The organism is Ferrovibrio sp. MS7 (genome assembly GCF_038404985.1).
Classification (GTDB): Bacteria; Pseudomonadota; Alphaproteobacteria; order Ferrovibrionales; family Ferrovibrionaceae; genus Ferrovibrio; species Ferrovibrio plantarum.
The window spans coordinates 676,925-691,840 of the sequence record NZ_JBBKBA010000001.1 but is presented as its reverse complement, the minus strand read 5'-3'; the positions used below and the strand labels follow the sequence as shown (position 1 = coordinate 691,840).

At 64.0% G+C, this 14,916-nt stretch carries 16 protein-coding genes; 9 read left to right on the top strand and 7 right to left on the bottom strand.

All coding sequences use genetic code 11. The features are described 5' to 3' along the window. Positions 1–34: 34 nt before the first annotated feature. From V6B08_RS03190 to hemE, 5 genes are all read right to left on the bottom strand, one after another. Positions 35–3,199 carry an efflux RND transporter permease subunit gene (locus V6B08_RS03190; protein WP_341978039.1) on the bottom strand — a complete coding sequence of 1,055 codons (3,165 nt, stop codon included), beginning with the start codon at positions 3,197–3,199 and terminating at the stop codon, positions 35–37. Positions 3,200–3,210: 11 nt separating this feature from the next. Then, entirely contained in the window at positions 3,211–4,431 is a 1,221-nt protein-coding gene (locus V6B08_RS03185; protein WP_341978037.1) for an efflux RND transporter periplasmic adaptor subunit, read from the bottom strand. Between the two features lie 67 nt (positions 4,432–4,498). Then, positions 4,499–4,924, bottom strand: a complete 426-nt coding sequence (gene hemJ, locus V6B08_RS03180) for a protoporphyrinogen oxidase HemJ (protein WP_341978035.1) — start codon at positions 4,922–4,924, stop codon at positions 4,499–4,501. Between the two features lie 30 nt (positions 4,925–4,954). Then, positions 4,955–5,971: a ferrochelatase gene (hemH, locus tag V6B08_RS03175; RefSeq protein ID WP_341978033.1), complete on the bottom strand. Its 1,017-nt coding sequence runs from the start codon at positions 5,969–5,971 to the stop codon at positions 4,955–4,957. A gap of 23 nt (positions 5,972–5,994) precedes the next feature. Further along, positions 5,995–7,056, bottom strand: coding sequence for a uroporphyrinogen decarboxylase (gene hemE / locus V6B08_RS03170; protein WP_341978031.1), 1,062 nt, complete (start codon positions 7,054–7,056; stop codon positions 5,995–5,997). A gap of 396 nt (positions 7,057–7,452) precedes the next feature. On the opposite strand from hemE, the gene V6B08_RS03165 reads away from it, so the two are divergent. The 7 genes from V6B08_RS03165 (at position 7,453) to dnaQ (ending at position 11,816) form a co-directional block, all read left to right on the top strand. After that, a complete protein-coding gene (locus V6B08_RS03165; RefSeq protein WP_341978029.1) occupies positions 7,453–8,325 on the top strand; it encodes a pyruvate, water dikinase regulatory protein in 873 nt (290 codons plus the stop codon). A gap of 13 nt (positions 8,326–8,338) precedes the next feature. Next, entirely contained in the window at positions 8,339–8,944 is a 606-nt protein-coding gene (locus V6B08_RS03160) for a Maf family protein (protein ID WP_341978027.1), read from the top strand. Continuing rightward, the gene (locus tag V6B08_RS03155) at positions 8,941–9,807 is read left to right on the top strand and encodes a shikimate dehydrogenase (RefSeq protein WP_341978025.1); all 867 of its coding nucleotides are present in this window, start codon (positions 8,941–8,943) and stop codon (positions 9,805–9,807) included. The genes V6B08_RS03160 and V6B08_RS03155 overlap by 4 nt, the downstream gene beginning before the upstream one ends. A gap of 64 nt (positions 9,808–9,871) precedes the next feature. Further along, positions 9,872–10,141 (top strand): type II toxin-antitoxin system Phd/YefM family antitoxin, encoded by a 270-nt coding sequence (locus V6B08_RS03150; RefSeq protein ID WP_341978023.1) that lies wholly within the window; start codon positions 9,872–9,874, stop codon positions 10,139–10,141. Next, complete coding sequence (locus V6B08_RS03145) at positions 10,141–10,512, top strand: type II toxin-antitoxin system VapC family toxin (RefSeq protein WP_341978021.1); 372 nt, start codon at positions 10,141–10,143, stop codon at positions 10,510–10,512. The genes V6B08_RS03150 and V6B08_RS03145 overlap by 1 nt, the downstream gene beginning before the upstream one ends. Continuing rightward, positions 10,509–11,123, top strand: a complete 615-nt coding sequence (gene coaE / locus V6B08_RS03140) for a dephospho-CoA kinase (protein WP_341978019.1) — start codon at positions 10,509–10,511, stop codon at positions 11,121–11,123. The genes V6B08_RS03145 and coaE overlap by 4 nt, the downstream gene beginning before the upstream one ends. Positions 11,124–11,126: 3 nt before the next feature. Further along, the gene (gene dnaQ / locus V6B08_RS03135; protein ID WP_341978017.1) at positions 11,127–11,816 is read left to right on the top strand and encodes a DNA polymerase III subunit epsilon; all 690 of its coding nucleotides are present in this window, start codon (positions 11,127–11,129) and stop codon (positions 11,814–11,816) included. Between the two features lie 66 nt (positions 11,817–11,882). On the opposite strand, the gene V6B08_RS03130 is transcribed toward dnaQ, so the two are convergent. Together V6B08_RS03130 and V6B08_RS03125 are read right to left on the bottom strand one after the other, a co-directional pair. Then, the gene (locus V6B08_RS03130; RefSeq protein ID WP_341978015.1) at positions 11,883–13,049 is read right to left on the bottom strand and encodes a hypothetical protein; all 1,167 of its coding nucleotides are present in this window, start codon (positions 13,047–13,049) and stop codon (positions 11,883–11,885) included. Positions 13,050–13,081: 32 nt separating this feature from the next. Beyond that, positions 13,082–13,579, bottom strand: a complete 498-nt coding sequence (locus V6B08_RS03125) for a TIGR00645 family protein (protein WP_341978013.1) — start codon at positions 13,577–13,579, stop codon at positions 13,082–13,084. Positions 13,580–13,703: 124 nt separating this feature from the next. Between V6B08_RS03125 and V6B08_RS03120 the strand changes: the two genes are divergently transcribed. Beyond that, the gene (locus tag V6B08_RS03120) at positions 13,704–14,069 is read left to right on the top strand and encodes a carboxymuconolactone decarboxylase family protein (protein WP_440588790.1); all 366 of its coding nucleotides are present in this window, start codon (positions 13,704–13,706) and stop codon (positions 14,067–14,069) included. Position 14,070: 1 nt separating this feature from the next. Further along, positions 14,071–14,883: an enoyl-CoA hydratase/isomerase family protein gene (locus tag V6B08_RS03115; protein ID WP_341978011.1), complete on the top strand. Its 813-nt coding sequence runs from the start codon at positions 14,071–14,073 to the stop codon at positions 14,881–14,883. Positions 14,884–14,916: the final 33 nt, after the last annotated feature.

Here is a 14,916-nt window from a genome sequence, read left to right as displayed (position 1 = left end):
GCCGGCTGTTTCGTTTGGCTTAAGGCTTTACGGCTTATTCCGCCGGGCCGGGATGGGTCACGGCGGCGTTCTGCACCTTGCGTGCGCTGGTGAAGCGGCGCAGCACCACGTAGAAGACCGGGGTGAGGAACAGGCCCACCAGGGTGACGCCGATCATGCCGTAGAACACCGCGGTGCCGAGCGAGCGGCGCATTTCGGCGCCGGCACCCGACGCCGTCACCAGCGGCAGCACGCCGAGGATGAAGGCCAAAGCGGTCATCAGGATCGGGCGCAGGCGCAGGCGGCAAGCTTCCACCACCGCCTCTACCGTATTCTTGCCCTGATGTTCGAGCTGGCGGGCGAATTCCACGATCAGGATGGCGTTCTTCGCCGCCAGACCGATCAGCACCACCAGGCCGATCTGTACCAGCACGTTGTTGTCGAGCCCGGTGAATTTCACACCGGCGAGCGCGAACAGCATGCTCATCGGCACGATCAGCATGATCGCCAGCGGCAGCACCCAGCTTTCATACTGGGCCGCCAGCGCCAGGAACACGAACACGATGGCCAGCGCGAACACGAACAGCGCGGTGTTGCCGGTCATGCGTTCCTGCAGGGCGATTTCGGTCCACTCGAAACCCTGGCCCGGCTCCAGCACGCTGGCCGCCAGATTCTCCATCACGCTGAGCGACTGGCCGGTGGAGACGCCGGGCGGCGTGTTGCCCTGCAGCGGCACAGACACATACATGTTGTAGCGCTGGATCAGGTCGGGGCCGGAGGATTCCTTGATCTCGATAATGCTGCCCAGCGGCACCAGATCGCCGCTGGCCGAGCGCACCTTGAGATTCAGGATGTGGTCCTGGTCGAGGCGGAACTGCTGGTCGGCCTGGGCACGCACCTGGAAGATACGGCCGAAGGCGTTGAAGTCGTTCACATAGGCCGAGCCGAGATTGACCTGCAGGGTCTGGAATACACTGCTTAGCGGCACATTCAGCATCTGCGCCTTGGTGCGGTCGATCTCGAGGAAGACCTGCGGCGAGGAAGCCGAGAAGGTGGTGAACACGCCGGTGACGCCCGGTGTCTGCTGCGCCCGGCCCATCATCTGATAGGCAGCGGCGAGCAGCGGCCGCACGTCATCCGAGGTCCGGTTCTGCAACTGCATCTTGAAACCGCCACCCGAACCGATACCCGGCACGGCCGGCGGCGGGATGGCGATGACAAAGGCTTCCTCGATCGGCATCAGCTTGCCGATCATCTGGCCGATGATGACATCGGCGGTAAGGCCCTGCGGCAGGCGTTCCTCGAACTTGGTGAACGGCGTGAAGATCACCGAGGCGTTCGACGCATTGGTGAAGGTGGCGCCGTTGAAGCCCGGAATCGCCACCACGTTGGCCACACCCGGCGTGCCTTCGATCAGCTTGGTTGCCTTCTGCGTCACCTCGTCGGTGCGGCTGAGCGAAGCACCATCGGGCAACTGGATCACCACGATGGCATAGCCACGATCCAGCGGCGGAATGAAGCCCTGCGGCACGGTGCGGAACAGGAATACCGTCGCCGCCACCAGGACACCGTAGAAGCCGAGCATCAGCAGGCGGCGCTTGACGATGCCGTTGATGCCGCGCGCATAGGAATTGCTCATCTTCTCGAAGCCGGTATTGAACCCGCCGGCCAGCCGGCCGAAGAAACCGGGCTTGTAGCCGGCATCGCGCTTGGCATGCGCCTTGAGCAGAATGGCACCCAAGGCGGGTGACAGCGTGAGCGAGTTGAACGCCGAGAGGATGGTGGCGCCGGCAATGGTAAGCGCGAACTGCTTGTAAAACTGGCCGGAGATGCCGGGGATGAAGGCGGTGGGGATGAACACCGCCGAGAGCACCACGGCGATGGCGATCACCGCCGTACCCACTTCATCCATGGTCTCATGCGCGGCATCGCGTGGGCTTAGGCCCTCGGCAATGTTGCGCTCGATATTCTCCACCACCACGATGGCGTCGTCGACCACGATGCCGATGGCCAGCACCAGGCCGAACAGGCTCAGCACGTTCAGCGTGAAGCCGAAGGCCAGCATCAGCGCGAAGGTGCCGATCAGCGACACGGGAATCGCCAGGATCGGAATCAGTGCCGCGCGCCAGTTCTGCAGGAACACCAGCACCACCAGGGCGACCAGGATGATGGCTTCGATCAGCGTCTTGTACACTTCGTCCACCGACTGGGCGATGAACTCGGTCGGGTTATAGACGATGGTGTATTCCAGGCCCGGCGGGAAATCCTGCTTCAGCTCGTTCATCCGGTTAATGACGCTCTGGGCGGTTTCCAGCGCGTTGGTGCCGGGGCGCTGGAAGATGCCAAGCGCCACTGCCGTCTGGCCGTCGAGATAGGAACGGCTGTTGTAATCCTTGGCGCCAAGTTCGACGCGGGCGACATCGCGCAGCCGCACCAGGCGGCCGCCGCTGCCGGACTTGATGATCACCTCGCGGAACTGGCGCACATCCTCGAAGCGGCCCTGCGTGGTGACGATGGCCTGCAGCGCGTTGTTGTCGGGCGCCGGCTGCTGGCCGAGCGTACCGCCCGAGACCTGCACATTCTGCGCCTGCAACGCCTGCACCACGTCGGTGGCGGCAAGGCCGTAGGACGACAGCCGGTCCGGATCGAGCCAGATGCGGATCGAGTATTCACTGCCGCCGAACACGATGACATTGCCGACGCCGTTCAGCCGCAGCAGCTGCTCGCGGATGCGCATCTGCATGTAGTTGGCGATGTAAAGCTCGTCGTAGCGCTTATCGGGCGAGAGCAGATGCACGACCATGATGAAGTCGCCGGCCTGCTTGTTGGTGGTGATGCCCTGGCGGCGCACTTCTTCCGGCAGGCGCGGCTCGGCAATCGAGACGCGGTTCTGCACCTGCACCTGGGCGGTATCCAGGTTGGTGCCCGGGCGGAAGGTGATGGTGAGCTGCATCACGCCGTTGGCCGTCGAATACGACGACATGTAGAGCATGTTCTCGACGCCGTTGATCTCCTGCTCGATCGGCGTCGCCACGGTGCGGGCCACGGTCTCGGCATCGGCACCGGGATAGGCGGCAGTGACGTTGATCTGCGGCGGCGCGATTTCCGGATACTCCGTGACGGGGAGGAAACGGAAGGCGATGACACCGAGGATGACAGTGACGATGGAGACGACCGCCGCGAAGATCGGGCGGTCGACGAAGAAATGACCGAATTTCATGGCTGCCTGCCTTACTGCTTCGCCGGCGCGGCGCCGCCGCCAGGAGGCTTAGGCTGCGGCAGGGCCATCAGGCCGGCCCAGGTCTCGGGCAGTTGCACCGGCATCGGCGTCACCTTGCCGCCGCCCATGCGCACGCGCTGCAGGCCATTGATCACCACGGTCTCTTCACCCTTCAGGCCTTCGCGGACGATGCGGTAATTGTCGGTACGCGAACCGAGCTTTACCGGCTGCTGGCGCACGCTGCCATCGGCTTCCACCACATAGACGAAGCGGCGGCCGAGATCGGTGAGGATGGCTTCATCCGGCACCAGCACGCCACGGTATTTCGGGCTGCCCGGCACGGCGATGCGGCCGAACAGGCCAGGGGTGAGGAACAGGTCCTTGTTTTCCAGCGTGGCGCGCAGCCGCATGGTGCCGGTGGCGGCATCCAGGCGGTTATCGGTGAAGGTGAGGTTGCCCTTATGCGGGAAGCCCTTCTCGTCGGCCAAAGCGATGGCGATTTCCAAGGAACGCCCGCCATTGCCGTTGCTGCTCGGCGCACCCTCGCGGGCCAGGCGCTGATAGGCCAGGAAGGACCGCTCATCGATGTCGAAATAGAAGTAGATCGGATCCTGCGCCACGATGGTGGTCAGCAGGGTCTCGTTCTCGCGCACCAGGTTGCCTTCGGTCACCAGCTTGCGGCTGATGCGGCCGGCGATGGGCGCGCGGATCTCGGTGAAGCTCAGGTTCAGGCGGGTGGTTTCCACCGCGGCGCGGGCGCCGGCAAGATCGGCCTGGGCCGAGAGCAGGGCCTGGCGGCGCTGGTCGAGCTGGGCCTCGGCGGCGGTGCCGCTGCGCGCCAGGCGCTCATAGCGTTCGAATTCCAGCTTGGCCAGGTCGACACGGGTCTGCACCGCGTTGAGGCTGGCCTGGGCCTGGTTCAGGCTGGCCTGATACGGCCGGCGGTCGATCACCACCAGCAGCTCGCCTTCCTTGACCTGGGCGCCTTCCTTGAACGGCATGCTGTCGATGAAGCCGTTCACCCGTGCCCGCACGTCCACGCTCGCCGAGGCTTCGAAGCGGCCGGTATATTCGTCCATCTCGACGATATCCTTGACCACCGGCTTTGCCACCGTCACCGGCGGCGGGCCGCCCGGCCCCATCTGGGCCAGGGCCGTCGAGGTAAAGCCAAGGGAAGCAATCAGCGCCAGGGCGGCGGCGATGGCGGAGCGGGGAGAAGTATGATTTTGCATGGCGCCATTAATAGGGCGGCGCGGTTCATTCGCAAGTGCGAATTGGTTTAATCGCTCATACTTGGGTTTAAAAAGGTTTCACTATGACCAGTATCACAATGCCGATCATCAGCAAGGTGGGGACTTCATTCATCACCCGGTAGAAACGCGCCGTGTGAATATTTGCATCTTCAGCGAAATGCCGGCGCCAGCGGGCATAGCCGGCATGGATCAACTGCATGCCGAGCAGCAGCAAAAGCTTGCCGTGAAACCAGCCGGACGACCAGTGATTGCCCTGCCAGGCCAATAAAAGCCCGAAAATCCAAGCCGAAAGCATTGCCGGGTTGATGATGGCGCGCAGCAGCCGGCGCTCCATTACCTTGAAGGTTTCAGATTGCTTCGAGCTGGTCTCGGCATCGACATGGTAAACGTAAAGCCGGGGCAGATAGAGCATGCCCGCCATCCAGGCGATCACGCTGATCACATGCAGCGCCTTAAGCCAGTCATAGAGCATGGGAATCCTTACCTCTCAAAGCTTTTACTCTCACGACCGGCAGGCGCAGCCGCTGAAATTTGTCGGACAAAGCCGGCGGCTTTCCTGGCTGCAGACCGAGCCATCATACACCGCGCCGCGCGCCAGCCGGGCCAGACCTTGAATGAAATCCGGGGCAATGCCCACGGTGGCAACGCGATGATAGGCCGGCACGCCTTTTTCATGGGCCAGCTCGCCATACTCGATGTCCAGTTCCACCAGGGTTTCGGAATGCTCCGAGACAAAGGCGATGGGCGCCAGCACGATGGCCTTGCCATCGCGGCCGGCGCGCTCGATCTCGGCATCGGTGGCCGGGCCGATCCATTCCAATGGCCCGACCCGGCTCTGGTAGCAAACCTGCCAATCGAGATCAGGGATACCGAGTGCCGCGACAATCGCTGCCGCCGTCTGCTCCACCTGCCACTGATAGGGATCGCCGGCGGTGATGATCTTCTTCGGCAGGCCATGGGCTGAAAACAGCAGCCGGTATGGCTGACCGCCGGCTTGTGCCAGCTTGTCGCGGATCAATGACGCCTGCGCAGCGATGAAGCCTGCTTCGGTGGGGTAGCAGCCAATCGTCGCGGTCGGCAGCTCGAGGCCAGCAGCGGCAGCGGCGCGTTTCCAGTCGAGCAGGCTGGAGGCCGAGGTGGTGGTGGAGAATTGCGGGTAGAGCGGCAGCAGCAGGAGACGCTCGGCACCCCAGTCCTTCGCGGCCTTCGCGGCATCGGCGGCGAAAGGCTTCCAGTAGCGCATGGCAATGAAGCAGCGGTAATCCGGGCCCATGGCAGCTTCCAGCGCTCGCGCCTGCGCTTCGGTTTCCGGCAGGATCGGCGATCGCCCCCCCAGCTTGGCATAGATTTCCCGTGCCACTGGCGCGCGGCGGCGCGAGATCAGCTTGGCCAGCAGCCAGCGCGGCAAACCGGGCAGCCGGATGATCGCCGGATCATTGAACAGGTTGAACAGAAACGGCTGCACGGCCGCCGGACTGTCCGGGCCACCAAGATTGAACAGGATGACGGCGGTTTTCATGGTTGCTCAGGTTTCATGGCAGGTCACGCCGCCGCATGGGCGCCGCGCACCAGGGCCAGCAGTTGCTCGACATGCGCCACCGGGGTTTCCGGCAGGATGCCATGGCCGAGATTGAAAACGTAATTGCGGCCCTGGAAGGTGGTGAGTAACCGTTGCACCGCCTCGGCCAGCAGGCTGCCGCCGGCCAGCAGCAGGCGGGGATCGAGATTGCCCTGCACCACGGTGCCGCGGCTCCACAGATGGTCGCGGGCCCAGCCGAGCGGCAGGGTGTAGTCGATGCCCAGCGCATCGGCACCGGTGGCGGTCTGGAAACCGGCGTAATTCACCCCCGCGCCGCGCGGGAAGGCAATCACCTTGACGCCCGGATGCTTCGCCTTGAGCCGGCTGATGATCGATTTCACGGGTACCACGCAGCAGCGCTGGAACGGTTCATCGGGCAGCACACCAGCCCAGGTATCGAATAATTGTACGACCTCGGCACCAGCCTGGATTTGCCGGTCGAGATACTCGACGGTGGCATCGGCGAGCAGGGCCAGCAGGCGGTCGAGGCCCTTCGGGTTGCCATAGGCCCACATCTTGGCCGCCGCCTGGTCGTTGCCGCCACGGCCTTCCAGCATGTAGGTCGCCACCGTCCAGGGCGCGCCGGCAAAGCCGATCAGCGTCGTCTCGGGCGGCAGGGCCGCCTTGATCCGTGCCACGGCTTCATAGACCGGGGCCAGCCGCTGGTGGATGTTGCCCGGGTTCAGCTTCACCAACTCGCCCTCGGTGCGGATGGCCTCCAGCAGCGGCCCCTCGCCTTCCTTGAAGGTCAGGCCCTGGCCCAGCGCATGCGGCAGCAGCAGGATATCGGCGAACAGGATCGCGGCATCGAAGCCGAAGCGGCGGATCGGCTGCAGCGTGACTTCGGTGGCAAGGTCGGGATTGTAGCAGAGGTCCAGGAAGCTGCCGGCCTGGGCGCGGGTGGCGCGGTATTCCGGCAGGTAGCGGCCAGCCTGACGCATCAGCCAGATCGGTGGCCGGGCCTGGGGCTCGCCGTTCAGGGCGCGGAGAAAGGGCTTGGGACTTGGGGGAAGGGCCGTGTTCATGGCCTTATTCCTTTCCTATTTAATTTTAAAAAGAAAGAGTTGGAGATGTGGTGGGTCCGGTGAATAACGGGAATTCCTTGTCACCCGTCACCTATGCCGGATTCCATCCCGGAGCCGTTGCCTAAATGTGGTGAAAAGCCAAATTGCTGCAGTAACTTGTGCGACTCCCAAGGATTCCAGCGGGTTAAAGCCGGGGATAACTTGGATAACGACAGCAGGGTGACGATTTGGTGGCATTCCCCCGCTATCCACAGGGGGGTAAAGGATTCAGCCGGCAGCGGGGGCGTTGCTTGCAGAATTTGACCTAAGCGGGCATGAAAAAGGTCACGGCGTGGATAACCCCCGGCTTATCCCCGTTATACCGTTTATCAACAGGCCGGATACGGAGCTGCAATCTTGTCGCCGGATACCGTCGCCCAGCGCAGACCGCATATTCACCTGGTGTCCGACTCCACCGGTGAGACCCTGAAATCGGTCGCCACCGCTGGCCTGGTGCAGTTCCAGAAATCCCAGGAAGAAGTCGAGATCCATAGCTGGTCGCTGGTGCGCACGGCGGCGCAGATGCAGCGCACGGTGGATGCCATTGCCAAGACCGGTGGCCTGGTGCTGTTCACCCTGGTCGATCCGCAATTGCGCGATGCCCTGGTGAAGGGCTGCGCCAAGCACCGCATCGGCTATATCGCCGTGCTGGATCCGGTGATCCATGCCATGGGCAAGTATTTCGGCGAAAAGGCACGCAACCTGCCCGGCCGCCAGCATGAACTCGATGCCGAATATTTCGCCCGCATCGATGCCATGCATTTCACCATCGCCCATGATGATGGCCAGCATACCGAGGATATCGACAAGGCCGATATCGTGCTGGTCGGCGTGTCACGCACATCAAAAACCCCGACCTCGATCTATCTTGCCAACCGCGGCTACAAGACCGCCAATGTGCCGATCGTGCCTGGCTTGTCTTTGCCCGGTGAATTGCATGGCTCCTGCCAGCCTTTCGTGGTTGGGCTTACAACCTCGCCCGACCGCCTGGTGATGGTGCGGCGTAATCGCCTTATTGCCATGAACCAGCAGGCCGAAACCGATTATGTCGATATCGAGCAGGTACGCGCCGAAGTCGCCGAGGCGCGGAAAATCTGCGGCAAATACAATTGGCCGGTGATCGACGTGACGCGCCGTTCGATTGAGGAAACCGCTGCCGCGATCCTCAATCTCTATGCCAAGCGCCAGGAGCAGCTCAAAGAGCAGCAATCCGGCGGCGATTGCCTCTAACGGAGTATCTGCCGTGAGTTTGATTCTTGCCTCCGCCAGTCAGGCGCGCGTCGCGATGCTGCGCCAGGCCGGCCTCGAGATCGAGGCGCTGCCAGCGCGGATCGATGAAGAGGAAATCAAGTTGGCGCTGAAAGCCGAGCAGGCGCCGGCACGCCAGGTGGCGGAAGCCCTGGCCGAATTGAAAGCGCAGCGCGTGGCGCGGCTGCCGCAGCTCGAAGGCGATCAGCGCTTCATCATCGCCGCCGATCAGATGCTGGTCTGTGAAGAGCAATGGTACGACAAGCCCGCTGACATGGCGGCGGCAAAGCGGCAATTGCAGAGCCTGCGGGCCAAGCCGCATCAACTCATCTCGGCGGTGGTGGTGGCGCGCGCGGGCGGCATCGTGTGGCGGCATATCGACAGCGCCACGCTCACCATGCGGGATTTTTCCGATGGCTTCCTCGATGCCTATCTGGCGCAGGCCGGCGAAGCCGTGCTTGGCTCGGTCGGCGCCTATCAGCTCGAAGGTCTCGGCGTGCAGTTGTTCAGCCGCATCCAGGGCGATTATTTCACCATCCTCGGCCTGCCCTTGCTGCCGCTGCTGGTGTTCCTGCGCGATAACGGGATTGTCCGCTCATGAGCAGTGAACCGCCCATCAGCAGCGATAAGGCTGTGCCGCGTGCCGGCGTCATCGGCTGGCCGGTGGCGCATTCGCGTTCGCCGAAACTGCATGGCTACTGGCTGAAGCATTATGGCCTGGAAGGCCGTTACGACCGCCTGCCGGTGCCGCCTGAGGGTCTGACCGAATTCATGGCGGCTTTGCGTGCCGGCTGGGCGGAAGGTTTTCGCGGTGTCAACGTCACCATTCCGCACAAGGAAGCGGTGATGCCATTCCTGGACGAGATCGATCCCGGCGCCCGCCGCATCGGCGCGGTGAACACCATCACGCTGCGCCCCGATGGCAGCCTGCATGGGCGGAACACCGATGCTTTCGGCTTCATCGAGAATCTGAAAAGCGGCGCCTCTTCCTGGCAGCCCAAGGCCGCTCCGGCGGTGGTGCTCGGTGCAGGCGGCTCGGCGCGGGCCATCTGCATCGCGCTGCTGGATGAAGGCGTGCCGGGCATCACCCTGGTCAACCGCTCGGTGGACCGCGCCGAGGCTTTGGCTGAAGCGATTGGAGGTCCGATCTCGGTGGCCAACTGGGCGGCGGCACCCCTGGCCCTGGAAGGTGCCGGCCTGCTGGTCAATACCACCAGCTTAGGCATGGCCGGGCAGCCGCCGCTGGAACTCGATCTTGCCCCCCTGCCGGCCTCGGCGGTGGTCAACGATATCGTCTATGTGCCTCTGGAGACTGGGCTTCTGGCCCAGGCGCGGGGCCGTGGCCTGGCCACAGTGGACGGCCTTGGCATGCTGCTGCACCAGGGTCGGCCGGGCTTCGAATCCTGGTTCGGGGTGGCGCCGGAAGTCACCCCCGGCCTGCGCGAGGCGGTGCTGGCGGACTGACCTGCCAGGCTTAGCTAACTTAGCTAAGCTAGACTAGCTCAGCTAAGTTAGCTAACATGCCGGCATGACGATCAAGGTCAACATCCACGAAGCCAAGACCAATCTGTCGAAGCTGATCCAGGCGGCCAAGGATGGCGAAGAGGTGATCATCGCCCGCGCCGGCCTGCCGGAAGTGCGGCTGGTGCCGGTGCCGGAAGCTGTGGAGAAGCCGAAGCGGCGCCAGTTCGGTGCTTGGCGTGGCAAGGTCTGGTATGCGCCTGACTATGACCAGGCAGATGCCGAAATCGAGCGTGATTTCCTGGAAAGCAAGATATTCCCGGACGGCGATGTCTGATGCGCTATCTGCTGGATACAAACATCCTCATCCACAGCATGGAGGATCGTCTGTCGCCACCAGCGGCGGATATTCTCTCCAACCGTGACAACGAATTGGTGGTGAGCTTGATCTCCTTGTGGGAGATGACCATCAAATCAGCCCTGGGCAAGCTCACGGTGCCGGGTGATATAGACGCCGAATTGCGCAATCTCGATATCACCACGCTTTCCTTAGAGCGTGCCCATATCAACGAATATGCCAATCTGCCGCTGCTGCACCGCGATCCCTTCGACCGCATGCTGGTGGCGCAGGCGCGGGTGGAAAGGCTGACCCTGGTGACCCGCGACGCCAACATGATGCGCTACGATGTGAAAGTGATGAACGCATGATCCGGCTCGGCCTCACCGGCTCCATCGGCATGGGCAAATCCACGGTCGGCGCCATGTTCCGCAAGTTGAACATTCCGCTGTTCGATGCCGATGCGGCAGTGCATGAACTCTATGCTCCGGGTGGTGCAGCTGTAGCGCCGATGGCGGCAGCCTTTCCCGCAGCACTGAAAGACGGCGGCATCGACCGCAGCGTGCTGGCAGCAGAGGTGATCCGCGATCCGGCCTGCCTGAAACAGATCGAGTCAATCGTGCATCCGCTGGTCGGCCAGGTGCGGCAGGATTTCCTCGAAGCCGCCGAGACGCGGGCTGAAAAACTGGTGGTGCTGGATATCCCGTTGTTGTTCGAGGGCCTCAAGGCACGCGGCCATAGCGCAGCGCAGGCCGGCATCGACCATGTGGCGGTGGTGAGCGCGCCAGCGGAACAGCAGCGTCTCCGCGTGCTGGCGCGGCCAGGCATGACGGAAGAGAAATTCGCCGCGATTCTGTCCAAGCAGGTGCCGGATGCGGAAAAGCGGCGGCTGGCCGATACGGTGATCGATACCGGCACCGACATCGCCAGCACGGAAGCACAGGTGCGCGCCCTGGTGGCGCGGCTGACCGGAAAGGCTTGAACCATGTCACGCGAAATCGTGCTCGATACCGAAACCACCGGCATCCGGCCGGAAGAAGGTGACCGCGTGGTGGAAATCGGCTGCCTGGAGCTGATCAATCATCTGCCGACGGGCAAGACCTTCCATAAATACGTCAATCCCGAACGCGACATGCCGGAAGAAGCCTTCCGCGTGCATGGCCTCTCGGAAGAATTCCTGCGCGACAAGCCGCTTTTCTCAGCCATTGTCGATGAGTTCATCGACTTCATCGGCGATGCGCCGCTGGTGATCCACAATGCCGCCTTCGATATCGGCTTCCTCGATGCCGAGTTGAAGCGGCTGGGCCGGGAAGCCATCGGCCTGGCGCGCAGCATCGACACGGTGCGGATCGCGCGCAGCAAATTTCCCGGCGCCCAGGTATCGCTCGATGCGCTTTGCCGCCGCTTCAACATCGACAATTCCGGCCGCGTCAAACACGGCGCGCTGCTCGATGCCGAATTGCTCGCCGAGGTCTATCTCGAACTGGTCGGCGGCCGCCAGCAGGGCTTGAGCCTTGCCGGGCTCGACAACGATCCGATGGCGCTGGCCCCTGTCGCGGCGCCGCGCGGCCCGGCGCGGCCCGTGCGCCCCCATGCCGCCAGCGAGGAAGAACTGGCAGCCCATGCCAAGTTCATCGCCAAGCTCAAGGAGCCGATCTGGCTCAAAGCGGATTGAAAACATCGTCATGCCCGCCGAGGCCCTTCGGGCCTGTGCGGGCATGACGACGCGTTGTAATTGCATTCAAGGCGACAGCCGGTAGACCCGCACGGCATAGGGCGGGAAGTCTTCCTCGATCTCGGTGCCGCCGCGCTGCAGGGCTGGCGGTGGATCGGTATCGAACCAGCGCTCGATGCGGCGCATCGGCTGCGGCAGCAGCAGGTTCAGCTTCCATGGCCGGTCAGTGATATTGGCGGCCAGCAGCGTGTAGCGGCCATCGAAGCTTTTCAGCAGCAGCCGCAGCGGCGGGCCTTCTGATGGCATCGCATCGGCCGGCACGCCGGCATCCAGCGGCAGCAGCCGCACGCGGTAATCGAACGGTGCCGTCGGGCTCAGCAAAGCCGGCGTCAGGCGCTCAAGCTCGCGGTTCATGCGGCTGATCGCCTGCCACAGGCTGCCGGCAGCAGCAACCTCGCTGGGTGTCGGCTTCAGCGGCTTGGCGCTGGTTTCGTCGAAAACCTGGATGCCGTAATCCAGTGGCGGCCCGGCCGCGATACCAAGCGCGCCGATGCTGCGGCTGGCGTAGCTGTCCTCGGCGAACCAGACCAGACCGCTGGCGCCTTCCGCCAAGGCGCCATAGGCCAGCGCGCGGGCTTCCTGCGGCGTCGGCAGGCGGCGCTGGTCACTCGGCATGGCGAAAGCCTGCAGCACCGCCCAGACCGGCAGCGGCCGGGCTTTCGCGCTTTCCGCCGCCACGCGCCCGCGCAATGCGGCAAGGCCCTCCCTGCCGCCGAGGCTGGGCGCGCTGTTGCTGCGAAACGGCATCAGTCGCACCAGGTCGATATTGGCCGGATCAAACCAGGCGATGTCGTCGATTTCGATGGCATCGGTTTCGCCTGGGCGGGCGCGCGGCATCACCGCCAGCAGCCGCGAACCGGCGGCGGCCTGCAGCACTGCCTCACGCGGCTGCTGCACCCAGGGCGCCACGGCATTGAAGCCGGCGGCGGCGGCATTGGCGAAGCCGAAACGCACCCCGCGCTGGTAATCCACCATGGCGTTGTCCAGCACCAGCGGAAGCAGCGAACGCGCCGGGTCGAGGCTCTGGCGCGACAGGCCGAGGCGGTCGGTATGCGGCACGCCGCCGCGATGCTGCGCGAAGCCGGCATCCTTCATCTCGCGCCACAGATCGGGCGCGGGGGCCGGCGGCGGTGCGCTATCGGCGCAGGCCGCGAGCATTAGCAGCGGCAGCAATAATACATATCGCCGCCGCATGAGGGGTTGTCCTAGTGTTTGTTGGACTCGGTCAGGCGGTCCATCCAGGCCAGCAGCACGCCGGAAACCACGAAGGCCATGTGAATGCCGACCAGCCAGGCCAGGTGCACCTGGTCGATGGAATTGATGTTCATGAAGGCGCGCAGCAGCTGGATCGCCGAGATCGCCACGATGGAGGCCAGCAGCTTAAGCTTGAGGCCGGAGAAATCCACCTTGCCCATCCATTCCGGGCGGTCCTTGTGGTCGGCGACATCGATCTTGGAGACGAAATTCTCGTAGCCGGAGAAGATCACCAGCAGCAGCAGGTTGCCGGCCAGCGAGAGGTCGATCAGCGCCAGGATCGACAGCACCACTTCGGACTCGGTCATGCTCAGAACCGCCGGGGTGACATGCAGCAATTCCTGCCCGAACTTGATCAGCAGCAGCACCAGGCAAAAGGAGAGGCCGAGATAGAACGGCGCCATCAGCCAGCGGCTGCCGAAAATCGCCTTCTCCAACAGATGTTCCATGGTGCCTGTTCCTGAGCCTGAAATACGGGGGAAACCTGGCTGAGAATACCTAAAGCCCGGCCTCTGGACCAGGGCCGCCTGCTTGGTCAAGATGCTGTCACAACACGGAAACGGGAGAAGCGCCATGAGCATGATGGACTGGAACGAGTATCGCAAACAGCTCGCGGGGGCTGTCGGCACGATCGCGCAGCTCAACCCCGACATGGTGGCCGGCTACCGCGCCATGAGCGGCGCCGGCAAGCAGGTCGGCGGCCTGGGCGACAAGATGCGCGAGCTGATCGCCCTGTCCGCCGCCATCTCGCTGCGCTGCGACGGCTGCATCGCCGTGCATACTGCCGCCGCGCTGAAGGCCGGGGCGACCGAGGCCGAGATCGCCGAAACGCTTGGCGTGGCGATTTCGATCAATGCCGGCGCCGCCATGGTCTATTCCGCCCGCGCCATGGACGCAGTGGCCGAATACCAGGCGCATAAGGCAGGAAAGGCCAAGTAAAATGAGTGATCGTTACGCCGAATTCAGCAGCCTCCGCATCGGCCGCCCGGCCGACCGGGTGCTCGATATCACCATGATCGCCAAGGACGGCAAGCTGCCCACCGCCGATGCGGTGATGCATCGCGAACTGGCCGAAATCTGGCGCGTGGTGGATGCCGACCCGGATGTGGCGGCGGTGATCCTGCGCGGCGAGGGGCGCGGCTTTTCGGCTGGCGGCGATTTCGCCATGGTGGAGCAGATGACGCGGGATTTCGACACCGTGACGCGGACCTGGAAGGAAGCCCGCGACCTGGTCTACAACGTCATCAACTGCTCCAAGCCCATCGTTTCCGCCATGCATGGCCCGGCGGTGGGCGCCGGACTGGTCGCCGGCCTGCTGGCCGATATCTCGATCGCGGCGAAGAATGCCCGCATCATTGATGGCCATACCAGGCTTGGCGTCGCCGCCGGCGACCATGCCGCCATCGTCTGGCCGTTGCTCTGCGGCATGGCCAAGGCCAAGTATCATCTGCTGCTCTGCGAACCGGTGAGCGGCGAAGAGGCCGAGCGGATCGGCCTGGTGTCGCTCTGTGTCGACGAAGCCGAACTCTACCCGAAGGCGCTGGAGGTGGCGCAGAAGCTGGCCGCCGGCTCGCCGACCGCCGTGCGCTGGACCAAATATGCCCTGAACAACTGGCTGCGCATGGCCGGGCCGAGCTTCGATGCCTCGCTGGCGCTGGAAATGCTCGGCTTCGGCGGTCCGGATGCCCGTGAGGGCCTGGCCTCGCACCGCGAGAAACGCGCCCCGGCCTTCAGCCGCATCGCCCCCCTGTAGGGGGCGCTACACGACCCGCCCGACAGCCCTGCC

Excerpts from the sequence above, each read along its gene's own strand:
- V6B08_RS03190 (WP_341978039.1), bottom strand. The coding sequence starts at position 3,199 with ATGAAATTCGGTCATTTCTTCGTCGACCGCCCGATCTTCGCGGCGGTC.
- V6B08_RS03185 (WP_341978037.1), bottom strand. The coding sequence starts at position 4,431 with ATGCAAAATCATACTTCTCCCCGCTCCGCCATCGCCGCCGCCCTGGCG.
- hemJ (WP_341978035.1), bottom strand. The coding sequence starts at position 4,924 with ATGCTCTATGACTGGCTTAAGGCGCTGCATGTGATCAGCGTGATCGCC.
- hemH (WP_341978033.1), bottom strand. The coding sequence starts at position 5,971 with ATGAAAACCGCCGTCATCCTGTTCAATCTTGGTGGCCCGGACAGTCCG.
- hemE (WP_341978031.1), bottom strand. The coding sequence starts at position 7,056 with ATGAACACGGCCCTTCCCCCAAGTCCCAAGCCCTTTCTCCGCGCCCTG.
- V6B08_RS03155 (WP_341978025.1), top strand. The coding sequence starts at position 8,941 with ATGAGCAGTGAACCGCCCATCAGCAGCGATAAGGCTGTGCCGCGTGCC.
- V6B08_RS03150 (WP_341978023.1), top strand. The coding sequence starts at position 9,872 with ATGACGATCAAGGTCAACATCCACGAAGCCAAGACCAATCTGTCGAAG.
- V6B08_RS03145 (WP_341978021.1), top strand. The coding sequence starts at position 10,141 with ATGCGCTATCTGCTGGATACAAACATCCTCATCCACAGCATGGAGGAT.
- coaE (WP_341978019.1), top strand. The coding sequence starts at position 10,509 with ATGATCCGGCTCGGCCTCACCGGCTCCATCGGCATGGGCAAATCCACG.
- dnaQ (WP_341978017.1), top strand. The coding sequence starts at position 11,127 with ATGTCACGCGAAATCGTGCTCGATACCGAAACCACCGGCATCCGGCCG.
- V6B08_RS03125 (WP_341978013.1), bottom strand. The coding sequence starts at position 13,579 with ATGGAACATCTGTTGGAGAAGGCGATTTTCGGCAGCCGCTGGCTGATG.
- V6B08_RS03120 (WP_440588790.1), top strand. The coding sequence starts at position 13,704 with ATGAGCATGATGGACTGGAACGAGTATCGCAAACAGCTCGCGGGGGCT.
- V6B08_RS03115 (WP_341978011.1), top strand. The coding sequence starts at position 14,071 with ATGAGTGATCGTTACGCCGAATTCAGCAGCCTCCGCATCGGCCGCCCG.